We start from the raw sequence: 23,487 nt of genomic DNA on the forward strand, positions 1-23,487 counted from the left end.
TCGAATCCTGCTCTCCCCACCCATAAAAACCGATAATTTAATTATTATCGGTTTTTTTTTATTTATTCAATAGTCAAAAATGGTTGGCAAAAACACTGTAAAGCATTATAAAATATGATATTGACGAAAGTTTATTGAAATTAGGGATCAAGAACAAAAGTTGGGGATTATGCAAAAAGATTAGATAATCTGAATAAGAAGAAATCTATCTTTCTTACCCCTCTAAAGTAACTTCTAAAGGCTTTTATTTTAGCATTAAAAGATTCAGCAGCTGCATTAGTACTTCTATTATCAAAGTAGTTTAACATCGCTTTGTAGCGATTCACCACCCTTCACCTAACAAATGAATATCAAAAACAAAAAATCCTGCTTTTTCAAACAGGATCTCTTTCTAGGGTGAATGATGGGTCTCGAACCCACGACCTTCGGAACCACAATCCGACGCTCTAACCAACTGAGCTACAATCACCATTATGTATTTTAAAAACACCTAAAGTATTAATTCGGGTGAATGATGGGTCTCGAACCCACGACCTTCGGAACCACAATCCGACGCTCTAACCAACTGAGCTACAATCACCATTTTTAAGCAACACTCATTACTTCTGTATTGCGAGTGCAAATATACTACAAAATTTTAGTCTTGCAAATAATTATTTAAAAAAATCACAACAAATCCCCTAAATTACTGACTGCCAAACATCTTTCTACAGTAAATCCTTCAGCAAAATCCGTCCCTATTAATCTTCCTAAATCTTGTGCTCGGTATTGAACACTCTCTAAAAAGTTTTTTGAAGTTATAGGTGTCTCTGGTTCTGATGAGTTAGGGTCATAGAATTGAGAAGAATACGCTAAAATAGACTGCATCTTTAGCTCTATAAATCCTGAAATATCAACCGCAAAATCAGGTTTTATATTCATCCATTGTATATAATGGTAAACTTTTTTAGGTCGCCAAGCTTCTTGATATTGTCCTTCCAGTTCTGTTTTTATTTTAGGTAATCCTGATAAAAAACAAGCGTCAGAAACTAAATTACTACCTTTCGGATGATCTATGTGTCTATCTTGAACGGCATTACACAATACTATTTCGGGTTTATACTTACGGATCATTTTGATAACCTGTAATTGATGTTGTTCATCATTGCTAAAAAATCCATCTTTAAAGTTTAAATTTTCTCGTATTTTAACCTTCAAAATTTCAGCTGCTTTTAATGCTTCTAAATCTCTAATTTCAGCAGTACCACGGGTTCCTAACTCCCCCCTTGTCAAATCTACTATTCCTACTTTTTTACCTAAACTTGCTTCTTTTGCTAAAGTACCCGCACAGCCTAACTCTACATCATCAGGATGCGCACCAAATGCTAATATATCTAATTTCATTATTTAAAATTGCTTCTTTATACTACTTCTTCTTTTAAATTATTTATAATCATTCGCATGGTTTTACTTTTGTTAAGGGTTTCATACCATTCTAATTCTGGATGACTTCCTTCTGTAACTCCACATCCCATAAATAAATTTATCTTATTTTCAGAAACCTTCATACATCTTAAATTAACATACAAATCAGTTGCTTTTTCGTTTGTACTACAATCTATATTTAATTCACCCAAAAATCCAGTATAAAATTCTCGATCGTATCCTTCTGATTTTTCTATAAATGTTTTGGTTAAATTTTTAGGAACTCCACATACAGCTGGAGTTGGATGCAAAACATCAATAATTTTTTTTAAATTGGCAACTTCTTTTATTCTGCCTTTTATATCTGTTTTTAAATGGAATAAATTTCCTGCTTTACTAGTATAGGCTTCCGAAACTTGAAGGTCAGTAACCACACTCCCTAATTCTTGTTTTATAAAGTCTGTTACAAATTGTTGCTCTTTTTTTTCCTTATCTCCCCACAAAACGCATTCTTCATTTTTAACAACCTGAGTACCTGCTAAAGCCATCGTTTGAAATTTATTTTCTTTAATAGCAAACAATTTTTCAGGAGTAGCCCCCATCCATAATCCAATTTTTGGATGGTACCAAGTATAACATAAAGCAGAAGGGTACTTAAAAAGCATCTGTTCAAAACTTGTAAATAAATCAAAATGATTTATTTGAATCATTTCGGTTCTTGAAAGTACTACCTTATCAAAAACACCTGTTTTTATTGTTTTTATTCCATTTTCAACTAATTCAATAAAACTTTGTTTTTCTATCTGATCTTCTAAAATATTTGTTTCTAATTCTTGCATTAGATGATCAAAATAAACAGAGTTGTATTTTATTTCTGCTTTTTCTAATGGAAAAATGATGGGTACTCCATCAAAAGGAGCAAAAACAAAGGCTTCTTCAGTAAAGTTTTCTGTAAAATAAATATGGTCATTTTCTTGAAAAATTCCTACTAATGTCTTTGTATTAGGTTTACGATAAAGAACAAATGGCAAATTCATCTTTTGTTGAATTCTTACCCTTTCAAATATGCTTTTCATTTTATTATATTTTAGTTAAAACACCACTGAAAACTAAAAACAAACTATTGTTCTCTTTTGGGTAATACCATATTTGTTAATTTACATAATGAAATTAATGTTTTATTTTCATCCTCGATTCTTATTTCCCATAAATGCAAAGATCTTCCCTTATGAACTAATTTGGCTGTTGCTGTTACTATTCCTGTTCTCTTACTTTTTAAATGATTGGCGGCTATTTCTACTCCTCTAACCTCTTGTTTATCTAGATTTATAAACATAAGCGAGGCTGCACTGCCAACACTTTCTGCTAAAGCTACAGTAGCACCTCCATGCAACAACCCCATTGGTTGATGCACGTTACTATCCACAGGCATTTGAGCTACTAGATAATCATCCCCCGCTTCTATAAATTCTATTTTTAAAGTTTGCATCAATGTATTTTGACACAAAACGTTGCATTTTTCAATAAATTTTTCTTTATCCAGTATCATATTAATAAAATATCCTATCAAAAGTACAAAAAATAGGATTAAAAGATATTCAGCGGATAAAAAAACAATATTTTACATTTTTATTTTCAGTATTTTTATACCAAATTATATATATAATGCGTCAATATTTATTTTTTTTAATTAGCATCATTTCAATATTTATTTCTTGCCGAAAAGATTTTGAAACAGAACTTAGTAACGGGCAATTATTATTCTCTAAAAACACAGTTTACCTAGATACTGTTTTTTCAGGAGTTTCTTCTAGTACATATTCTCTAAAAGTATACAACAAGAGCCATAAAGATATACGCATCCCTACGGTTTCTCTAGCCAAAGGAACCCTTTCTAAATACAGATTAATGATTGATGGCACAACTGGTATGAATAATCAGGGTAAAATATTTAACGATGTAGAAATTTTAGCCAATGATAGTCTATATATTTTCATTGAAGAAACAGCGGATATTAAAGATGCGGATGTAACAGACTATCTTTATACAGATCAAATTTTGTTTGACACAGGACTCAATCAACAAAAAGTGGACTTAGTTACACTCATTCAAGATGCCGTTTTTTTATATCCTGAAAAAAAAGAAAAATTAACTTTAGATAATTTGGTACCTGACAATACTGTTTATGGCTTTGAATTAAGCGAAAAAGACCCCATTAATGGTAATGAACTTCATTTTACCAATAAAAAACCGTATGTTATTTATGGGTATGCTGGAGTTCCCGCCGATAAAACATTAATAATAGATCCTGGAGCTAGGATATATTGTCATAATCAATCAGGCATTTTTGTAAAAAAATCAGGGAGTATTAAGATAAATGGAGAGGAATCTAGTGATCCAAAAAAGCTAGAAAAAGAAGTAGTATTTGAAAGTGATCGTTTAGAACCAAAATATGCGGATATTCCTGGGCAATGGGGAGGGATTTATTTAGCTGACGGGAGCACAAAAAATGAATTTAATCATTTAACTATCAAAAACAGCTCATTTGGTATTTTCGTAGATAAAAACGATGGATCTACCACTAATATATTTAACACACAAATATACAACTCTAGTGATTTTGGATTAGCTGCTAGAAAAGGGAAAATATATGGCGAAAACATTGTTATTAACAAATGTGGGCAGGCTAGTTTAGCCTGTACATTAGGAGGTGAATATCGTTTTAAATCGTGTACTTTTGCAAACTACTGGAATAATAGTAATCGTCAAACCCCATGTGTCTATATAGATAATACATACAAACAAAAAGATGTTTTATTGATTTCCGATCTTAGCTTGGCTAGTTTTGTAAATTGTATAATCTATGGCAATAACAATATTGAATTAGGCTTGAAAAAAAATAATTTAGCTGCATTCAACCTTGATTTTAGTTACTGTTTAATAAAGTTTAATGATACAAATAATCAGTACAACACTTCTTTATATGATTTTATAAAAAATACTAGCAACAATAATATTGTAAATACACGTCAAAATAATTTTGATCCTAAATTTAAGGATCCTTTTAAAAACGATCTTCGAATTCTTAAAAACTCTGTTGCTATAGCAAAAGGAAATGACTCTTTTTTAATTCCTAAGGACATAGAGGGTAAAAACAGGACACTACCTTCTGATTTAGGGGCTTATCAACATTTAAATGAGTAATTATTTTTTGCCATAATACCTTCAAAAGGTATTTTATTAAAAAATCCAATTATGTCCATTCATAATTGGATTTTTTATTCTTGTTATTTAGTAAAAAGAGTCATTATTTAAAAAGAAATCATTCTTTTTTATTTGATTTTAAAAAACTAGCCTCTTCTGTTTTGCTAGAAGGAGCAATTAATTTACTTAATTGATTTATTTCATTTTCTGTTAGTGCTCTGTATCGACCTAGTGGAATATCTAATGAAATATTTATTATGCGTACTCTTTTTAATCGTACTACATCATACCCTAAATATTCACACATACGACGAATTTGTCTGTTTAACCCTTGTGTTAATATTATTTTAAATGTTGTAGCATTGATTGTTTCTACTTTGCATTTACGTGTTACCGTTCCTAAAATAGGTATTCCATTCCCCATACGTTGTATAAAACGTTCGTTTATTGGTTTATCTACGGTTACAATATACTCTTTTTCGTGATTGTTACGAGCTCTTAATATTTTGTTTACAATATCTCCGTCATCTGTCATGAATATAAGACCTTCACTAGCTTTATCTAATCGACCTATAGGAAAAATTCTTTTGGGGTAATTAATATAATCAATTATATTATTTTTTACTTTTAGATTGGTTGTACACTCTATTCCTACAGGTTTATGAAAGGCTAAGTAAATGGGTTTACTTGTCTTTTCTCGAATAAGCTTACCATCAACCCTTATTTCGTCTTCTAAAGATACTTTAGTGCCTAGCTCTGGTTTTTTTCCATTAATTGTTATTCGTCCTTGTTCTAATAATTTATCTGCTTCACGACGGGAACAAAAACCTGTTTCTGATAAAAATTTATTAATTCTTGTCTTATTCTCTTCCATTTGGCAAAGATAATAATAGATATTAGAAATCAGATTGCAGATATAAGAAAAGGACATTACAATTTGAATTTCTGCATTGGGCAACTTTCATTGGTAAGAAAATTTATCTTTATTTAAACAACAAGTGTATTGTTTCTAGGTAAGTATGTTTTAATCAAATAAAAACAGGCCAATTTCTTTAAAAACTTCTGAATTTTGCAACGAATGCCCTAAGTCTTTAGTTTGAAGAAAACGTGCATTTTTCCAAGCTTTTACTATTTTTATTCCCTCATCAATAGACACTGTTTTATCATGAATATCATGAACAACTAATCCTTTTATCTTTGTATTTTGTACAAATAAATCAGCAGAAAATGTTTCTATTTTTTGTTTATATTCGGTCGTACATTTATTTTTTAATTCTTTCACCAGTTTTGCGTTTAAACTTAATAAATCTGTGTAATTTTTTAGAATTGTTGTAAAATCACAAGGAGCTCCTAAAATAATTATTTTTTTTATTACGTTTGTTGGAAAATTGTATTGATAATACAAACAGGCTTTGCCTCCTATTGAATGTCCTATTAGGTATTGCGGTTGGTATCTTTGAACTGTTTTGCTGATAAATTGACTGTATTGGGGAATACTAAATTTTTTTCCTTCCGAAAGACCATGGGCAGGTGCATCAAGGGCTATAATAGTACTTCCTGTTTTTTTTAAATAAGAGAACATATTTTCCCAACGTGAGGAATTACTTTGCCAACCATGAACTAAAAGTATTCTTGTATCATTCCCTTCCCAAACATAGGTTTGAAAAAAAGAATCTTTATAATTTAATCGTTCTTTTTTAGGGTTTTGTAAAAATTGGGGAAGTTTTTCTTTTTTTAATTTTCCTTTTCTAGGTGTACTAAAAAGGAGAAATGAAATTTCTAATGCTTTTTTAGGCATTAAAAAACTCAAAATATTAAGGTATAAGCCTATGGATTTAGTAAATAAAAAATAAAAAAAATGATTCATAAAAAAAATCCCGATTGCTCGGGATTTACTATAATTATATTTTAGCAAATAATTGTTCTATTTTTTCTCTTTCTTCATCCGCTAAAACGGCATCAACTAAAATTCGTCCACTATGCTCGTCAGTAATTACCTTTTTACGAGCGGCAATTTCCATTTGTGTTTGCGGTGGAATTGTAAAAAAAGATCCTGCTGAAGCCCCACGTTCAATAGAAACTACTGCTAAACCATTGCGTACATTTCCGCGAATACGTTTGTAGGCTTTTAATAAACGCTCTTCTATCTGTTCTTCAAATTCTTGTGATTTACTCACTAAAAAAGCTTCTTCTTTTTGTGTTTCAGCCATAATTTCTTGTAATTCTGACTTTTTGTGCTTCAGGTGAGTTGATTTTGCATCTAATTTTTCTTTTGTTTGAGCAATCGAAACTTTTTTATGTTCAATTGAAGCTTTCATTTCACGAATATGCTTTTCTGCTAATTGAATTTCAAGTTCCTGAAACTCAACTTCTTTTGTCAAAGAATTAAATTCACGGTTATTACGAACTTCTTTCTGTTGCGCAGTATATTTTTTAATTGCTTCCTTGTGTTCCTCTATAGAACCCTTTTTGCCTTTTATTTGTTCTTCGATTGAATCTAAATCAGCTTTTAATTTTTCAACTCTTTTAGTCAAACCAGCAACCTCATCTTCTAAATCTTCCACTTCAAGAGGTAATTCCCCTCTCACGTTTCTAATTTCGTCGATTCTTGAATCGATTAATTGTAAGTCGTATAACGCTCTTAATTTTTCTTCTACATTCAATTCTTTTGTTGCCATATTTCTACAAGTAATTAACTGGATTTGTATTTATTTCAGATAACATAATTTTGTCTTTCGACAAATAGTTTGCAAAACTACAAATTTTTTTCTTAAGAAAATCAACAATATATTTTTTTGTAAATCTTTCACTTTCAAAATGCCCAATGTCAGCTAGTAAAATTTTGCTTTCCGCTTCGTAAAAATTATGATATTTTAGATCTGCTGTTAAGTACGCATCTGCTCCATTTTGAATAGCATTTTGAATAGCAAAAGCTCCAGCCCCTCCTAAAACAGCAACTTTTTTAATATTTTTTTGCATAAAGTGAGTATGTCTAATGCCTTCACATTGCATTTTTTCTTTTACAAACTGAAGAAATTCTTTTTCATCCATTGGTGTTTCTAATTCACCTATCATACCTAAACCTATATTCTGATGCAAATTTTCTAAATTGTATATTTCGTATGCAACCTCTTCATATAAATGATTTTCAAATAAAGCTTTTAAAATCTTTCCTTGTCTATATTTTTCAAAAGTAACTTCTATTTTAATTTCCTCTGCTTCTATAAATTCAAGTGGTTTCCCTACTTCGGGGGTACTATTTTCGTTCCCCATATAAGTTCCTTTTCCTCTTGAACTAAAACTGCAATCTTCATAGTTCCCAATTTTTCCAGCTCCTGCCTTAAATAGAGCATGACGAACTTGTGCTGCATTTTCTGGGATTGTATAAGTCACTAGCTTTTGAATAAAATGAGGTTTGGGGATCAGTATTTTAGTATTTTGTAATCCCAAAGCATCACAAAATATTTTATTAACTCCTTCTTGATGATTGTCTAAGGCTGTATGTACGGCATAAATAGCTATATCATTTTTGATTGCTTTTAAAATGGCTCGTTCAACGTAATTTTTACCTGTAATTTTTTTAATTCCCGAAAATAGAATGGGATGAAAACAAACGACCATATTGCATTTTTTTAAAATAGCCTCATCAATTACAGTTTCTAAAGCGTCATGACAAACTAACACCCCTGTAGCTTCTAAATATCTATTCCCTACCAATAGGCCTACATTGTCAAAATCTTCTGCATAGGCTAAAGGAGCCATTTCTTCTAAAATAGAAATTATATCATTTATTATCATAAATCCTTTATTTCTTGACTTTTTGCAAATTTATTGATTTTATTTTGAAGCTATACAATAATTTGTAATGCCGTTATATTATTCTTTTTTTCTAAAACTTTTGTTTTGAATCAAATTATATTTTTTCTGTTGGTTAATGATTTATTACCTTTGTATAATTTGTCATTAAAAATGAAAACGCTTCGAAAACTACTCTTTCCTTTTTCTATAGTATATGGTATAATAACCTGTATTCGAAATTTTTTGTTTGATATAGGTTTTTTTAAATCTTACGTTTTTAATATTCCTATTATTGCTGTTGGCAATTTGAGTGTAGGAGGAACAGGTAAAACCCCACAGATAGAGTATTTAATTCGTTTATTGTCTAGTAAATATAAAATAGCAACATTAAGTCGTGGTTATAAGCGTAAATCAAAAGGATTTGTTTTAGCTGATGAAAAAGTAACCAGTGAAATCTTGGGAGATGAGCCGTATCAATTTTTCCAAAAATTTCCTAAAATTCATGTAGCCGTAGAAGCCAATAGAAAAGAAGGAATTGAAAAATTATTATCACTACCAAATAAACCTGATATTATTTTATTAGATGACGCGTTTCAACACAGAAAAGTAAAGGCTGGTTTTTACATAATGCTATCTTCTTATGATGACTTATTTTATAACGATTTTATGTTACCTACAGGTAATTTGCGTGAAAATAAGAAGGGAGCTCAACGAGCTAACATGATAATTATCACAAAATGTCCTAAAGAAATTGATGAAATTGCGAAATCAAAAATAGTTGAAAAAGTACAGTCATTTTCAAAAAGAGAAACATCTATTTATTTTTCTTATATAGGGTATGATGAAAAGGTATATAATGAAGAACAATCTATTACTATTTCATCTCTAGAATGCGATTACCTTGTAATTGCAGGAATTGCAAAACCTGAGCCCTTTTTTAATTTTTTAAAGGTTAAAAAGGAGAATCAGATGGTCTTTACAGATCATCATAATTTTACATCAACCGATTTAAAATCTATTTTAAAGCGTGCCTCAGGTAAAAAAATTATAACAACAGAAAAAGATTACGTGCGTCTAAAAGGAAAATTACCTAAAGAACAACTATATTATTTACCTATAAAAAGCTTATTTAACAAAGAAAGTATATTATTTGAATCTGAAATTTTAAACTATGTGGGAAAAAGTACAAGAAACCGTTGATTACATTACAAACAAAATCAATTTTGAACCTGAATATGGTATCATTCTAGGTTCTGGATTAGGTGGTTTTACTGACGATATTGAAGTTGAGTTTATACTATCTTATAGCGAAATTCCTAATTTCCCTGTATCTACTGTACAAGGACATAAAGGAGCATTAGTATTTGGAACTATAGGTTCAAAAAAGGTGGTAGCCATGCAAGGCCGTTTCCATTATTATGAAGGTTATACTATGCAGGAAGTAACTTTTCCTGTGCGAGTTATGAAATACATTGGAGTAAACAAATTAATTGTTTCCAATGCTTCTGGAGGAGTAAACCCTGATTATAGTGTGGGTTCTATTGTTTTATTAAAAGACCATTTAAATATGATGCCAGAACATCCTTTACGTGGTAAAAATGACGAACGTTTTGGTCCTCGATTCGTTAATATGAGTGAACCTTATAGCAGACAAATGCTGGCAAAAGCAAAAGAAATTGCAAATGATTTAGGAATTGAAGTACAAGAAGGAATCTATTTAGCATTACAAGGACCTACTTATGAAACCCTAGCGGAGTATAAAATGGTAAAAGCCGTTGGTTGCGACTGTGTTGGAATGAGTACGGTACCTGAAGTAATTGTAGCGAGACACATGGAACTAGAAACTTTCGGAATTTCAGTCATAACAGATATGGGAGATGCCGAAAATATAGACAGTGTAACACATGAAGAAGTTCTACAAGCTGTAAAAAGTACAGAACCTCAGGTACGCAAATTAATCAAAGAAATCATTTTACAGTATTAAATACAACATCAAACAAGGTTAGTCTCGATGATTTTATAAAAATCATCGGGATTAAACGGTTTGGTTATAACGTCTGTCATACCATACGATAAAAGCATTTCTCGGTTTTCATTTAAAGAAATAGCCGTTAATGCAATAATAGGTGTTTCTTCATCAAATTTTCTAATTTTTTCGGTTGCAATCGTTCCATTTATTCCTGGTAAATGCACATCCATTAAGGTTATATCGTATTGATTTTTACGCATCATTTCAATAGAGTCCTCCCCTGTTTCGCATAAAGTAACAAGCATTTTTTTCTTTTCTAATATTTTCTTCGTAATCATTTGGTTTATTTTATTGTCTTCTACAAGTAAAACTTTTTTACCAATGAATACTTCATTATTTAGTTGTTGATCTGTTACTTCTATTTCTGAAACTCCTTTTTCTAATGTCAAATCAAAATAAAACTGTGATCCTTTATCTACTATACTTGTTACTTTTATATCTCCTTTCATTAGAGCTACTAATCTTTTTACAATAGTCAGTCCTAATCCTGTACCTCCATATTTTCTATTTATTTCTACTGATCCTTGAGAAAAACTTTCAAAAATTTCTTCTTGTTTATTTTCTGGTATTCCGATACCTGTATCTTTAATTTCAAAATGAATATTACATAAGTTTTTGTCTTCCGAAATTAATTTTGCTATGAACAATACTTCTCCATTTTTTGTAAATTTTAAGGCATTGTTTATTAAATTAATAAAAATTTGCGATATTTTAGTCGTATCACCTATGAGATTTTGAGGAATATTTTCATCTATTTCTAACCTAAATAAATTATTATTTTGTTCGGCTAACTCTTTTAAAGATTTATGTATATTATTAATAAGTTCTCTGAAGTTAAAATTGATTAATTCTAATTCTATATTATTGGATTCGATTCTATTAATTTCTAAAATTTCATCTATATAAGTCAAAAGATAATTCCCTGAGAATTTTAATGATTTCAAATATTCTATTTGACTTTTTTTAGGATTTTCTTCTAATAACAAATGAGAGATACCATTAATAGCGTTTAATGGCGTTCTTAGTTCATGGCTTACTGTAGATAAAAATTCGGTTCTAGCTTTAGATGCTTTTTCTATTCTTTCTTTTGCTATTTTTAATTCATTGTTTTTTTCTCTTAATAATTCATTCGATTTATTACGAATAATATTATTTTTATACAGAGAAAGACTTAGTAACGAAAGAATTGTAATCAGAGCTATTGCAAGAATATTTATTAATTTAGAAAACTGAGTTGCTTTTTCTTGGCTCTTTTTATCCTTGTCCATTTTTTCCATGGATTTCATCAAATCATCCACTTTTACTTGTTCGTTAATCAAATGTTGATTCTTAAGCTGCCCTACTCGTTCTAGAGAGTCTTTTATACGAAGATGTTTTTTTAAAAAGAATAAAGAATTGTTAGTTAAGTCATTTATTTCATAAATTTTGCTTAACTCTTCTGTACATCGTAATTGTAAACACGCATTTTTTTCTTTTTTACTTAACAGATAGCCTTTTTTTAAATACTCTAAAGCGTCTACATATTTTTTTTCTAGACTTTTTACCATGCCTAATTGAAAAAATATTTCTGCTTGATTTCTTTTGATTTCTGTAATGTGAGGACTATTTAATAACTTTATCAAATTAGCTTCTGCCAATATTAGATTATTTTGTTTTATATAAATTTTTGTTTTTTCTAATAACAAAACAACCTTGGCTTGAGGTAAATCAATATTATCATATACTGAATTAGCTTTGCTAAAATAGGCTTCAGCTTTTATATTATTTCCTTTATGCAAATGGCAAATTCCTATTTTAAAATAAGATAAAGCTAGCTTAGTAGATGGTTCCAGAGTATTATAAACAGAAACAGCTCGAATAAACTGTTCTATTGCATCATCGTATTTTTTAAAATCTAAATAAATAATACCTAATGTATAATACCCATTGGCCAAAGAAGCATTATTAGTTGTCTTTTGCGCAAACACAATAGATTTATTGGCATTTTCTAATGCTCTTTCATAAATCTTAAAATCCTTAAAACGTATTGCCTTTTCAGAATAATAATAGGAACTGTCTACAGAGGAGTTATCTGTACTATTATAAAATCCTAAAACCTGTAAATTAAGAAATAGGAGTAACGATAAATATATTTTGTTCATAGGGAGTTGAAAAAACTCCCTAAATGTAATTATTTTTTTACAATATATTCAATTAAATTAATAATTCTTGACGAATATCCTATTTCGTTGTCATACCATCCTACTACTTTTACCATTTTATCGATAACAGATGTTAATTGTGCATCAAACAAACACGAATGAGGGTTCCCTAAAATATCAACCGAAACAATTGGGTCTTCTGTGTAAGCTAAAATATTTTTTAATTCATTTTTTGAAGCATTAAGAAAAGTGGTATTAATTTCTTCTATACTAACCTCTTTTTTAACGTTGAAAGTAATATCTGTAAGGGATCCATCTGGCACTGGAACTCTAATACCACACCCTCCTATTTTTCCTTCTAAATCTGGAAATATTTTAGTCAATGCTTTTGCTGCTCCAGTAGTAGTGGGTACTATAGATTGCGAGGCTCCTCTCGCTCTACGCAAATCTTTATGGGGCTGATCGTGCAAACTTTGATCCGTAGTAAACGAATGTACAGTGGTAATATAGGCTTGTTCAATACCGCACAATTCCTGTATTACTTTTATCATAGGAGCGGCGTTATTAGTCGTACAACTTGCATTGGATATAATAACTTCACTTCCATCTAAAATATCCTCATTTACTCCTAAAACAACCGTCTTAATTGCATCTACTTCAGCTGGCGCAGATAATATTACTTTTTGAGCTCCTGCCTTAATATGTGCATATATAGACTCGTATGTTTTAAATTTTCCTGTACTTTCAACAACAAAATCTATATTTAAATCTTTCCAAACTAAATTTTTTATTTCTTTTTCATGAAAAAAGATATATTCTCTTCCTTCTACAATGATAGATTTTTCATTATAGGAAACATCAAAAGGTAAAACACCATGTATACTATCATATTTTAACAGATGGGCCATAGTTCTATTATCTGCAATATCATTAATAGCCACAACATCTATCTGAGGATGATTAAGCAATAATCTGAATAGATTTCTACCAATACGACCAAAACCATTAATGGCAATCCTTATTTTTGTTTCAAGTTTCAAATTCAAAATTTAAAGGTATTAAGGTAAAATAAATTCAGTTTCTTTTATTAACTAAATTTTATTCTATAGTTATTTAAAGTATATGTTTTTCTGCGTGATAACTAGAACGTACCAATGCGCCACTTTCTACATGACGAAACCCTAATTCTTTTGCGTATTTTTCATAATTAGCAAATTCTTCTGGTGTAATATACCGTTTTACAGGCAGATGTTTTTTACTAGGTTGTAAATATTGTCCAATGGTAATGATATCTACATTCTGAGTACGAATATCTCGAATCGTTTCATAAACTTCTTCCTCTGTTTCTCCTAAACCAAGCATTATTCCTGATTTAGTTCTACGAATGCCTTGTTCTTTTAAATATTTTAAAACAGCTAAACTTCTATCATATTTGGCCTGTATACGCACTTCTCTTGTTAAACGACGAACCGTTTCCATATTATGCGAAACCACTTCGGGGTTAGCCTCTACAATCCTATCTATATTGCGTTCAACACCTTGAAAATCGGGTATTAAAGTTTCTAGAGTCGTCTGTGGATTCATTCTGCGAATTGCTTTTATTGTTTCCGCCCAAATAATAGACCCCATATCTTTAATATCATCCCGATCAACACTTGTAATAACCGCATGTTTGATCTTCATAATTTTAATAGAACGCGCTACTTTTTCCGGCTCATCCCATTCAATATCTTCCGGACGTCCCGTTTTAACCCCACAAAAACCACAAGACCGTGTACAAACATTTCCTAAAATCATAAAAGTGGCTGTACCCTCACCCCAACACTCTCCCATATTAGGGCAACTTCCCGAAGTACAAATCGTATTAAGTTTATACTTATCTACCAATCCTCTCAATTCTGTGTATTTTTGACCAATAGGAAGTTTTACCTTAAGCCATTTGGGTTTTCCTGTAGGAAGTATATTTGAAGTATTTGTTGTATCCATTCTTTATTTATTTCGCCACAAAGATAATCATTGTTATAAATAATAAGATTTGGTTGTTATGTTAAAATAACGTAAAAAACTATACATTATTCTCCCATTTTAGAATTAGTCATTCATCAATTATATCCTCCTAACCTTTTCAATTCCTTTTTAAGTTACCAATAAAAGGCTTCAAGGAAAAGGATGGAAAGAACTACTAATTAACCTTAAACAAAATCATTATATATTAATTAAAGAAGACCACTTTAGCAATCAAATCCCATACTTTATCTAACAAATTCAAAAAAACATAAAATTTGATAACTTTTTCTACGAAATTAATCCTTAACACAGCAAAACTAATCCAAACGAAAAAAATACACTTTCAATAAAAAATTCAACCGTTTTAGAAAAAAATTAGCCATTTACTCTATTTCTCTTGATCCTGAATTTAAACTGATTGATCAAATACTGCAATCTAAAACATCACTAATTAGAACCGATCAAATACCACTCATAAACGATGATTTAAATGGCTTTAAAACTCTTTTAGAAAATATAACTGACAAACAATGGTATAGTTTGACACCCAACCTCTGAGAGACACAATAGCTAAAAACAAAGTAGTTATACCATTTTAACTTTAAAATTTCCTCATAATACTATTTTTTTAACCTTGAGACTGTCCCAAAAGTTCACAATCTTGTTCATTTCGACCAAAGGGAGAAATCACATAACGCTGATTATAAAACGCCTCCTTACGTAGGAGTGACAAACGGCATGTTGATTAGACACCATCCAGAACTCAAGCAAAATTTACAAAAACAAACAACTAATAAACTAGCCACCCACTTGTTAACATTTTTAAATAAAATTTTCTGAAAGTTCCAAACACCCCTGCAACAAACTTTCGGGGCTTCCCGAAAACTTCCTGCACCCTAGTAACCACTTTTCGGGAACGCCCGAAAACCCCAAACACCCTCGCAACAAACTTTCGGGAAGCCCCGAAAACCTCCTACTCCCTTGCTACCTCTTTTCGAGAAAAATAATTATATTGCAGTTAAAATTTTAAACAAACAGACCTATGATTAACGCTATCGACTTGGTTAAACTACGCAATGCCGAGTACCTCCAGTTCATGAAAGATTTTGTTACCATCGTAGAACGCAACGATCCCAACGCCCTAAATGTAACCGCAAAATTAGCGGATTTACAAACTAAAGTTGGCGAAATGGATACGCTGTTCAAAAAAATGCTGGCGAACGAAAACACCACTACCCTATTAAACATTGACAAAAGAAGGGACGATTGTATAAATGGTTTATTCTATGTGGTTCAAGGGTATGAATACCATTTTGAGGAAACCCTTCGAGTAGCCGCACAAAAATTAGCCACTAACCTACGATTTTACGGTTCGGGGATCTCTCGATTAAACTACCAAGCCGAAACAGCTACCCTGACTAACATCATCAACGATTGGGAAACAAAACCAGAACTTATAGCTGCTCTTACTACCCTTAATTTGACAGCATGGAAAGACGAAATGAAAAAACAAAACAATGCGTTTAACACCGTATATCTTGATAGAACTCAAGAATATGGCAATGCTACACCAGAAAATTTAATCAGCAAACGCAACGAAGCCAACACCGTGTACTATGCCTTAAGAGATCGTATTACAGCATTTCACACGCTAATTGAGGCACCTGCTATTTCACCTTACGCAACCTCTATTAATCAGCTCAATGCCTTGATTGATCAATATAACAATTTGATTGTGGGTAGAGCTAAATCAGTTGATCTAACCACAAGTACTCAAAATTAAAACTCAATAGTAATACTACAAATTAGTCTATACTCGAAATGCAACTTTAGGATAAGGTTGCATTTCGTATTTATTAACGGTCAATTGCTGGGATATACAGCTTACCCCATTGAAAATTTAAAAGTTGAAAAGACTTTAATTTTCAAAAATACCCACTCAAAAAAGCACTACCATTCAACTATGCTCCTACATATAGATACCTTTTTTATTCTCCCTTATTGCTAAACGATTATCGTCTTGGTAAATCGTATGTGCGGTGGCACTTCGCATTCGTTGATGGTGCAAATGAAGAGGAGTTTGAGTGTTTTTTGATAGATTAACAAGACTAACAAGTTTTTACATTGGCTAAAATAAGCTTTATTGCTTCAATACTATAAAGACTGAATCAAATTTTACAAAAAGAGAAAACTTTTAAAAATGAGCTAGGTATTTTGAGTTATTCTTTTTTGAAAAGTATTTATATGTGTATATTTGGAAGTTATGAGTAATACTAGTATGGAAAAAGATATAGTCAAACTAAAAGAAGACTTCAAGGTAGAAGTTGAAGAAAGGAAAATTAAGCAGTACGGAACTGAAGAAATAAAAACTATATTTCTGATTAAAGGTTTCAATGGTAACAATATAGCAGAATTTTTAATAAGAGAAAAAGACGAATTAGACAGAGTTAGAACATTTTTTGACTTAAAACCATATCTATTTAAAGATTTTGTTGCAATTCAGATAGACGGTAAAATACAAGTTGCTTTAACAAGTATTTCATATAGAGAGTTCAGAAGTATGGACAAAGATGAGACTGACGGAAATGACATTATCTCTCTTTCATTAAATTATTTTAAAAATGAACTTGAAGTAAGTTTTAAATATGCATTAGAAACAGACCCAATAAGCTCATACACCCAAATAATTCGTGGTTCTTTAAGGATGTATAGTAGACGTACACCATTAATTTTAGAAATCAATAATTATACAAAACCTACAAGTGATGGAATTGAAAATGATATTAGAAATATTCTCAACTCAATACTTTTCGATATTGAATATACTTATGGTTATGGATTTGAAACTATCAGTTTAGAATCTTTGACAAAAAGGCTTTTCAGAAGAACCAATAGATATACAGAACTTCCTAATGAAAGATTAAATCTAATTTACAAGAAGTATATTCCTGAACTCATTGAGTACTTTCATATCGGAGAAAAGGTAGACTATCTGCCATTTAAATTTATCTGCTACTATCATATTATTGAATATTTCTCTGACAAGAGTGCTTACCTTGTGGTTTCTGATTATATAAAAAAAATAATTCTTAAACCTGATTTTCATACAAAAACAAGTCATTATATTGGGCAAGCAGTAAATTTTTTTAAAAAGGAAAACGACAGATACACTTCAGACAAAATTAAAATTGAAAGAGTTATTTCTCAGTTTATTAATCGTGAAGAACTCAAAACATATCTTGAAACAATTCGATTAAAGGAGCATTTTGAAAAGGATATAGAACTGAATTGTTCAAAACCACTTAAATTAAGTAAAATTGATTTCGGAAATGATTCAAACTTTTTCCAAAGCTTAACCAAGAGAATTTACGCCATTAGGTGTTCCATAGTTCACTCAAATCCAGATTTTGACGACACCAAAGCTATTCCATTTACACCTACACCTGCAAATCTTGACATTTTACGAATTGAAATAGAATTGATATTTGAAATAGCAAGAACTATAATTGTTGAAAGTAAAGAATAAAAATACTAAAAACAACGAGTTAGATTTCATTCAACACTAGCACCAATATTGCATCAAACCAAAAACAATTCCAATTTATTCCTAATTAAACCCAACAGGTTTCAAAAACCTGTTAGGTCTTCTAAATAAAACTACTCCCCAAACCCCTCCCTAATCTTCTTCCTCCATTTTTCACCTGCTACGACATATACTTCTCTTAAAAATCCGTAGCCACAGGTTTATTTAAAAACAGATTCCATTGCTATAAAAAATCATATATCGAACACTATCCTACAAGGAAACAAAAAAATACGACACGCTTTTTTAAAATTTGTTTTGGATTTTAAAAAAATAATTCTATACATTTGCACTATACAAATATTTAGAATAAAAATGCAAAATAGTTTAAACAATACTTGGTGGTGGAACAACTTACGTCAGTCGTCGTGAGCAGTACCAGCTATGTAGTAGTTTAAAACCATAATATACTCAAAAAGGCTTGTCAATCACGACAAGCCTTTTTTTATTGTTAAAAATTTAGAAAACACACAAAATGAACACAATACAATTACATACCACCTACAAACAAATCCTTGCCGACACCATCACGCCGGTAAGCATTTACTTGAAACTAAGGGACAAATTCCCACACAGCATTTTGCTAGAAAGTAACGATTATCATACTAATGATAAAAGTTTTTCGTACATCTGTTGCAATCCCATAGCTTCGATTACGATTCAAAACGAGACTATAACCACTTCTTTTCCTGACGGTTCTTCGACTACCAAAAGTATTACCCATAAAAAAGAAGTCTTGGATGCCATAGAAAGTTTTACAACTCGTTTTAAAGTGGAAAAATCCAATTTCAAATTTATAACTAATGGACTTTTTGGATTCACTACGTTTGATGCCGTGCGCTATTTCGAAAAAGTGGATATCCAAAAAAAACAAGGGGATTTAGCCATTCCCGATATGCATTATAGCGTTTATCAAAATATCATTGCTATCAATCACTTTAAAAACGAAGCGTATTTGTTTTGCCATAGTACAAACGGACAGGATAATTTAGCCGAAATCGAGCAATACATACAATCGAAAACTTTTGCTTCATATACTTTTGAGCGTGAAGGGCAAAGTACTTCTAACCTGACCGATGAGGCTTTTAAACAAAATGTCAGCTTAGGTAAGAAACATTGTGCCCGTGGCGATGTGTTCCAGTTGGTGTTGTCGCGTCGCTTTTCGCAAAAATTCAAAGGCGACGAATTTAATGTGTATCGTGCTTTACGAAGCATCAACCCTTCTCCTTACCTATTTTATTTTGATTATGGTAATTTCAAAATTATGGGTTCGTCTCCTGAAGCACAAATTATCATTCAAAACCGCAAAGCCGAAATCCATCCTATTGCAGGGACTTTCAAACGTACGGGTGATGATGAAAAGGATGCGCTTTTAGCCAAAGAACTTTCAGAAGACCCTAAAGAAAATAGCGAACACGTGATGCTAGTCGATTTAGCCCGTAACGATTTGAGTCGTAACGGACATCAGGTGCAAGTAGAAAAATACAGAGAAGTCCAATTCTTTTCACACGTCATTCATTTGGTTTCTAAAGTAACCAGCGAATTACACGAGTCGGCAACGACGATGCAGGTGGTGGCAGACACCTTTCCAGCGGGGACGCTTTCAGGAGCGCCTAAACACAAAGCCTTACATTTAATCGAAGAAATTGAAAATACCAACCGTTCGTTTTACGGGGGTGCCATTGGAGTAATGGATTTTGAAGGAAATTTTAACCACGCCATAATGATTCGTACTTTTATTAGCAAAAATCACGAATTGCATTATCAAGCTGGTGCGGGTATTGTAAACGATTCGGTGGAAGAAAATGAAAACAACGAAGTGTTTAACAAATTAGGAGCGTTGAATAAAGCCTTAGAGTTAGCAGAAACAATTTAAAGCCTCCCAAACCCTCCAAAGGAGGGCTTAAGAGCAACTAAAAAAAATATAAAGATGAATACAACACATACAACAGTTCCCTCTTCGGGGGCAAAGGGGCTCATAGCAGTCATAGACAATTACGATAGTTTTACCTACAACTTGGTACATTACTTAGAAGATTTAGCTTGTGAGATTACGGTGTATCGCAACGATGAATTTGAATTAGCCGAACTTGAAAAGTTTGATAAAATTCTACTTTCTCCAGGTCCTGGGATTCCTGATGAGGCGGGTTTATTAAAACAAGTAATCGAAAAATATGCGCCTACCAAAAGTATCTTGGGGGTTTGCCTAGGACAACAAGCCATAGGTGAAGTTTTTGGTGGACAGTTAACCAACCTAGAAAAGGTGTATCACGGGGTAGCAACAAAGGTCAAATTAACGAATCCTGATGAAGTCCTTTTCAGAGATTTACCAGCGGAGTTTGAAGTAGGCCGTTACCATTCGTGGGTGGTGGCTAATGAAAACTTCCCAGCGGTTTTGGAAGTGACTTCGGTAGATGATAACGGACAAATTATGTCCTTAAAACATAAGTCCTACGATGTTCGTGGGGTGCAATACCATCCTGAAAGTGTATTAACACCATTGGGTAAAAAGATTTTAGAGAATTGGGTAAGTTGGCGTGGGTAGTTACACAAAGTCGCACAAAGTTCGGACACAAAGTCAAAGAAGTTTTTTTCATTGTGAAACGTTGTGAAAAAACATTGTGCAACATTGTGTTACTTCATTTCATAGAATCTAACAAATGAACTTTTAATTTTTAATTCATCATTTTTAATTCACACCTAATGAAATCAACACTTAATAAATTATTCCAACACGAAACACTTTCGCAAGACGAGGCGTACCAAATATTAGTCAACATTTCACACGGACAGTACAATCCGAGTCAGATTGCATCGTTTTTAACCGTGTTTATGATGCGCCCTATTACCATTGCTGAATTAGCAGGTTTCCGTCAAGCGCTATTAGATTTATGTATCGCAACCGATTTTTCGGCTTATGACACCATTGACCTTTGTGGAACGGGCGGCGATGGAAAAGATACGTTTAATATTTCGACTTTAGCCTCTTTTATCACGGCTGGGGCAGGTACCAAAGTAACTAAACACGGGAATTACGGACTTTCCTCGATTTCTGGATCGAGTAATGTAATGGAAAACCTTGGGGTTACATTCAGTAATGACAAAGGCTTTTTAGAAAAATGTTTGGAAGAAGCGAATATTTGTATCCTTCACGCGCCGCTTTTCCACCCTGCTATGAAAGAAGTAGCGCCTATCCGAAAGGAATTGGGTGTAAAAACCTTCTTTAATATGTTAGGTCCTATGGTAAATCCGAGTTTCCCTAAACATCAAATGGTGGGCGTTTTCAATTTAGAATTAGCTCGTATGTATGCTTATTTGTACCAAAATACCGAAACTAATTTTACCATTTTACACGATTTAGATGGTTATGATGAAGTATCGTTAACGAATGCTACCAAAGTTATTTCTCGTAATACCGAAAGAATCTTAAAACCTGAAGATTTTAATATAACCAAATTAAACGCTATCGATATTGCTGGCGGAACTACTGTACAAGAATCGGCGGATATTTTTATGAACATTCTTCAAGGTAACGGTACTACGGCTCAAAACAATGTGGTCTGTGCTAATGCTGGATTGGCTATTGCCACCGCTCAAAATTGCTCGGTACTCGACGGATTTGAACTAGCAAAAGAGAGTTTAATGAGTGGAAGGGCTTTGGAGAAGTTGGAGAAATTACAAAAATTAAGTAATTAGTGAAAAGTAAAAAGTGATTAGTCAGAGATTTCCTGAAAATGAACTAATCACAAAACACTATTCACTTATCACTAATTACTATTTACTTATCACTTAAAAACAATGAATATTCTAGATAAAATAATAGCAGATAAAAAAATAGAAGTTGGTCTTAAAAAATCGATTATACCAGTAAGCCAATTGGAGCAATCGGTGTTATTTGGGGGTAAAACTACTTCGATGAGCAAGAATTTACGAAACAACTTTGTGGGTATTATCGCCGAACACAAACGTAGGTCCCCATCTAAAGCGGTTATCAATCAAAATCATAGTGTGAACTCAGTGGTAATGGGGTATCAAAATGGAGGTGCTTCGGGGATTTCTGTGCTGACTGATGGAAAATACTTCGGAGGTTCGTTAGATGATTTACTTCTCGCTAAAGCATCGACTTCGGTGCCTTTATTGCGAAAAGAATTTATAGTGGATGAATACCAAATTCTTGAAGCGAAAGCTTATGGTGCGGATACCATTTTATTGATTGCAGCGGTTTTAACCCGTGAAGAAATCAAACAATTATCGGAATTTGCGCAATCATTGGCTTTAGAAGTTTTATTGGAAGTCCACAACGAAGAAGAATTGGAAAAATCGATTATGCCCAGTTTGGATATGATTGGCGTAAACAATCGTAATCTAAAAACCTTTGAAGTAAGTCTGAATTACAGTAAGGAACTCGCTCCTAAAATCCCAAATGATTTTGTTAAAGTTTCCGAAAGTGGAATTAGCGAACCTAGTGCTGTGATTGAACTCCAACAATATGGTTACCAAGGTTTTTTAATAGGCGAAAACTTTATGAAAACCGATAATCCAGAAGTGGCATTAAAGGAGTTTATTAAAAAAATAACCATATAAGTCATATTAAGAGCATAGAAGCTAAAACTTAAATGGACTTATATGCCTTATATGGTAAAAACAAAACACTATGAAAATCAAAATATGCGGAATGAAATACCCTGTCAACATACAGGCAGTTTCGAAACTAAAACCCGATTATTTAGGTTTTATTTTTTATGAAATGTCTCCAAGGCATTGCACAGGAAATATCCCTGAGATTCCCAATACCATCAAAAAAGTGGGCGTGTTTGTCAATGCTGATTTGGAAACCATTCAACAAAAAATACAACAGTATCAATTGAATGCAGTGCAATTACACGGAAAAGAGTCTGCAACGATGTGCCAAGACTTAAAAGACACTTCAATTGAAGTTATCAAAGTATTTTCGATGGATGCTCATTTTGATTTTCAAAGTTTGTTAGCCTATGAAAATGTTTGCGACTATTATTTGTTTGACACCAAAGGACAACAACACGGAGGCAATGGATTTACTTTTGATTGGGATATTTTAAAAAATTATCCTTCCGATAAACCTTATTTTTTAAGTGGAGGTATTGGCATCAACGAATTAGACACCCTAAAAGCTTTCCTAAAAACTGACGTCGGTCAAAAATGTTACGCCATAGACGTCAATAGTAAATTTGAAATCGATGCAGGGTTGAAAGATGTGGAGAAATGTAGGTTACTGATTGATGATTTAAGATTAACGAATGTTGAGTGAAGAAGTAAAGAGTGAAGAGTGAAGAGTAAAGAGT

Annotated in this window: 21 protein-coding genes and 2 tRNA genes; 10 read left to right on the forward strand and 13 right to left on the reverse strand. The window is 32.0% G+C overall.

Annotated elements, in window-relative coordinates:
* Nucleotides 1-167: 167 nt before the first annotated feature.
* The 6 genes from B0A78_RS07200 to B0A78_RS07225 all read right to left on the reverse strand — a co-directional run bounded on the left by B0A78_RS07200 (nt 168) and on the right by B0A78_RS07225 (nt 2,953).
* A complete protein-coding gene (locus B0A78_RS07200) occupies nt 168-329 on the reverse strand; it encodes a transposase (RefSeq protein WP_075348576.1) in 162 nt (53 codons plus the stop codon).
* A gap of 65 nt (nt 330-394) precedes the next feature.
* Nucleotides 395-470, reverse strand: a tRNA-His gene (locus tag B0A78_RS07205).
* 35 nt (nt 471-505) lie between these two features.
* A tRNA-His gene (locus B0A78_RS07210) sits at nt 506-581 on the reverse strand.
* Between the two features lie 85 nt (nt 582-666).
* Complete coding sequence (gene bshB1, locus B0A78_RS07215; RefSeq protein WP_014164357.1) at nt 667-1,383, reverse strand: bacillithiol biosynthesis deacetylase BshB1; 717 nt, start codon at nt 1,381-1,383, stop codon at nt 667-669.
* Between the two features lie 17 nt (nt 1,384-1,400).
* Complete coding sequence (locus B0A78_RS07220; protein ID WP_065213681.1) at nt 1,401-2,480, reverse strand: isochorismate synthase; 1,080 nt, start codon at nt 2,478-2,480, stop codon at nt 1,401-1,403.
* Between the two features lie 44 nt (nt 2,481-2,524).
* A complete protein-coding gene (locus B0A78_RS07225) occupies nt 2,525-2,953 on the reverse strand; it encodes a PaaI family thioesterase (protein ID WP_014164355.1) in 429 nt (142 codons plus the stop codon).
* Nucleotides 2,954-3,069: 116 nt separating this feature from the next.
* Between B0A78_RS07225 and B0A78_RS07230 the strand changes: the two genes are divergently transcribed.
* The gene (locus B0A78_RS07230) at nt 3,070-4,608 is read left to right on the forward strand and encodes a hypothetical protein (RefSeq protein ID WP_065213682.1); all 1,539 of its coding nucleotides are present in this window, start codon (nt 3,070-3,072) and stop codon (nt 4,606-4,608) included.
* 118 nt (nt 4,609-4,726) lie between these two features.
* Here B0A78_RS07230 and rluF read toward each other — a convergent pair whose 3' ends face one another.
* The 4 genes from rluF to B0A78_RS07250 form a co-directional block, all read right to left on the reverse strand.
* Nucleotides 4,727-5,482 (reverse strand): 23S rRNA pseudouridine(2604) synthase RluF, encoded by a 756-nt coding sequence (gene rluF, locus B0A78_RS07235; RefSeq protein ID WP_014164353.1) that lies wholly within the window; start codon nt 5,480-5,482, stop codon nt 4,727-4,729.
* Nucleotides 5,483-5,632: 150 nt separating this feature from the next.
* Nucleotides 5,633-6,406 (reverse strand): alpha/beta fold hydrolase, encoded by a 774-nt coding sequence (locus B0A78_RS07240; protein WP_014164352.1) that lies wholly within the window; start codon nt 6,404-6,406, stop codon nt 5,633-5,635.
* Nucleotides 6,407-6,509: 103 nt separating this feature from the next.
* On the reverse strand, nt 6,510-7,286 hold the full coding sequence (locus B0A78_RS07245) for a zinc ribbon domain-containing protein (protein ID WP_014164351.1): 777 nt from the start codon (nt 7,284-7,286) through the stop codon (nt 6,510-6,512).
* 4 nt (nt 7,287-7,290) lie between these two features.
* Complete coding sequence (locus B0A78_RS07250; protein ID WP_014164350.1) at nt 7,291-8,406, reverse strand: Nif3-like dinuclear metal center hexameric protein; 1,116 nt, start codon at nt 8,404-8,406, stop codon at nt 7,291-7,293.
* Between the two features lie 171 nt (nt 8,407-8,577).
* Here B0A78_RS07250 and lpxK point away from each other — a divergent pair, with 171 nt between their 5' ends.
* Both lpxK and B0A78_RS07260 read left to right on the forward strand, forming a co-directional pair.
* On the forward strand, nt 8,578-9,606 hold the full coding sequence (lpxK, locus tag B0A78_RS07255) for a tetraacyldisaccharide 4'-kinase (RefSeq protein ID WP_065213683.1): 1,029 nt from the start codon (nt 8,578-8,580) through the stop codon (nt 9,604-9,606).
* Nucleotides 9,578-10,390 carry a purine-nucleoside phosphorylase gene (locus B0A78_RS07260; protein ID WP_014164348.1) on the forward strand — a complete coding sequence of 271 codons (813 nt, stop codon included), beginning with the start codon at nt 9,578-9,580 and terminating at the stop codon, nt 10,388-10,390. The genes lpxK and B0A78_RS07260 overlap by 29 nt, the downstream gene beginning before the upstream one ends.
* Nucleotides 10,391-10,398: 8 nt before the next feature.
* Here the strand turns inward: B0A78_RS07260 and B0A78_RS07265 are convergent, their stop codons facing one another.
* The 3 genes from B0A78_RS07265 to lipA form a co-directional block, all read right to left on the reverse strand.
* Entirely contained in the window at nt 10,399-12,576 is a 2,178-nt protein-coding gene (locus tag B0A78_RS07265; RefSeq protein WP_097609525.1) for a tetratricopeptide repeat-containing hybrid sensor histidine kinase/response regulator, read from the reverse strand.
* Between the two features lie 29 nt (nt 12,577-12,605).
* Complete coding sequence (gene gap, locus B0A78_RS07270; RefSeq protein WP_014164346.1) at nt 12,606-13,616, reverse strand: type I glyceraldehyde-3-phosphate dehydrogenase; 1,011 nt, start codon at nt 13,614-13,616, stop codon at nt 12,606-12,608.
* Between the two features lie 73 nt (nt 13,617-13,689).
* Complete coding sequence (gene lipA, locus B0A78_RS07275) at nt 13,690-14,562, reverse strand: lipoyl synthase (protein ID WP_065213684.1); 873 nt, start codon at nt 14,560-14,562, stop codon at nt 13,690-13,692.
* 1,063 nt (nt 14,563-15,625) lie between these two features.
* Between lipA and B0A78_RS07280 the strand changes: the two genes are divergently transcribed.
* The 7 genes from B0A78_RS07280 (at nt 15,626) to B0A78_RS07310 (ending at nt 23,453) form a co-directional block, all read left to right on the forward strand.
* Nucleotides 15,626-16,366, forward strand: coding sequence for a DUF6261 family protein (locus B0A78_RS07280; RefSeq protein WP_063743892.1), 741 nt, complete (start codon nt 15,626-15,628; stop codon nt 16,364-16,366).
* A gap of 495 nt (nt 16,367-16,861) precedes the next feature.
* Complete coding sequence (locus B0A78_RS07285; protein ID WP_077225344.1) at nt 16,862-18,109, forward strand: hypothetical protein; 1,248 nt, start codon at nt 16,862-16,864, stop codon at nt 18,107-18,109.
* Between the two features lie 532 nt (nt 18,110-18,641).
* The gene (locus B0A78_RS07290; RefSeq protein WP_097609527.1) at nt 18,642-20,042 is read left to right on the forward strand and encodes an anthranilate synthase component I family protein; all 1,401 of its coding nucleotides are present in this window, start codon (nt 18,642-18,644) and stop codon (nt 20,040-20,042) included.
* Between the two features lie 54 nt (nt 20,043-20,096).
* Complete coding sequence (locus tag B0A78_RS07295; protein ID WP_097609528.1) at nt 20,097-20,711, forward strand: anthranilate synthase component II; 615 nt, start codon at nt 20,097-20,099, stop codon at nt 20,709-20,711.
* 158 nt (nt 20,712-20,869) lie between these two features.
* Nucleotides 20,870-21,862 (forward strand): anthranilate phosphoribosyltransferase, encoded by a 993-nt coding sequence (gene trpD, locus B0A78_RS07300; protein ID WP_065213690.1) that lies wholly within the window; start codon nt 20,870-20,872, stop codon nt 21,860-21,862.
* Nucleotides 21,863-21,964: 102 nt separating this feature from the next.
* Entirely contained in the window at nt 21,965-22,750 is a 786-nt protein-coding gene (gene trpC / locus B0A78_RS07305) for an indole-3-glycerol phosphate synthase TrpC (protein WP_065213691.1), read from the forward strand.
* Nucleotides 22,751-22,820: 70 nt separating this feature from the next.
* Entirely contained in the window at nt 22,821-23,453 is a 633-nt protein-coding gene (locus B0A78_RS07310) for a phosphoribosylanthranilate isomerase (RefSeq protein WP_169859103.1), read from the forward strand.
* Nucleotides 23,454-23,487: the final 34 nt, after the last annotated feature.

Origin of the sequence: Flavobacterium columnare NBRC 100251 = ATCC 23463 (assembly GCF_002530675.1) — a bacterium.
In the GTDB taxonomy this organism is placed as follows: domain Bacteria; phylum Bacteroidota; class Bacteroidia; order Flavobacteriales; family Flavobacteriaceae; genus Flavobacterium; species Flavobacterium columnare.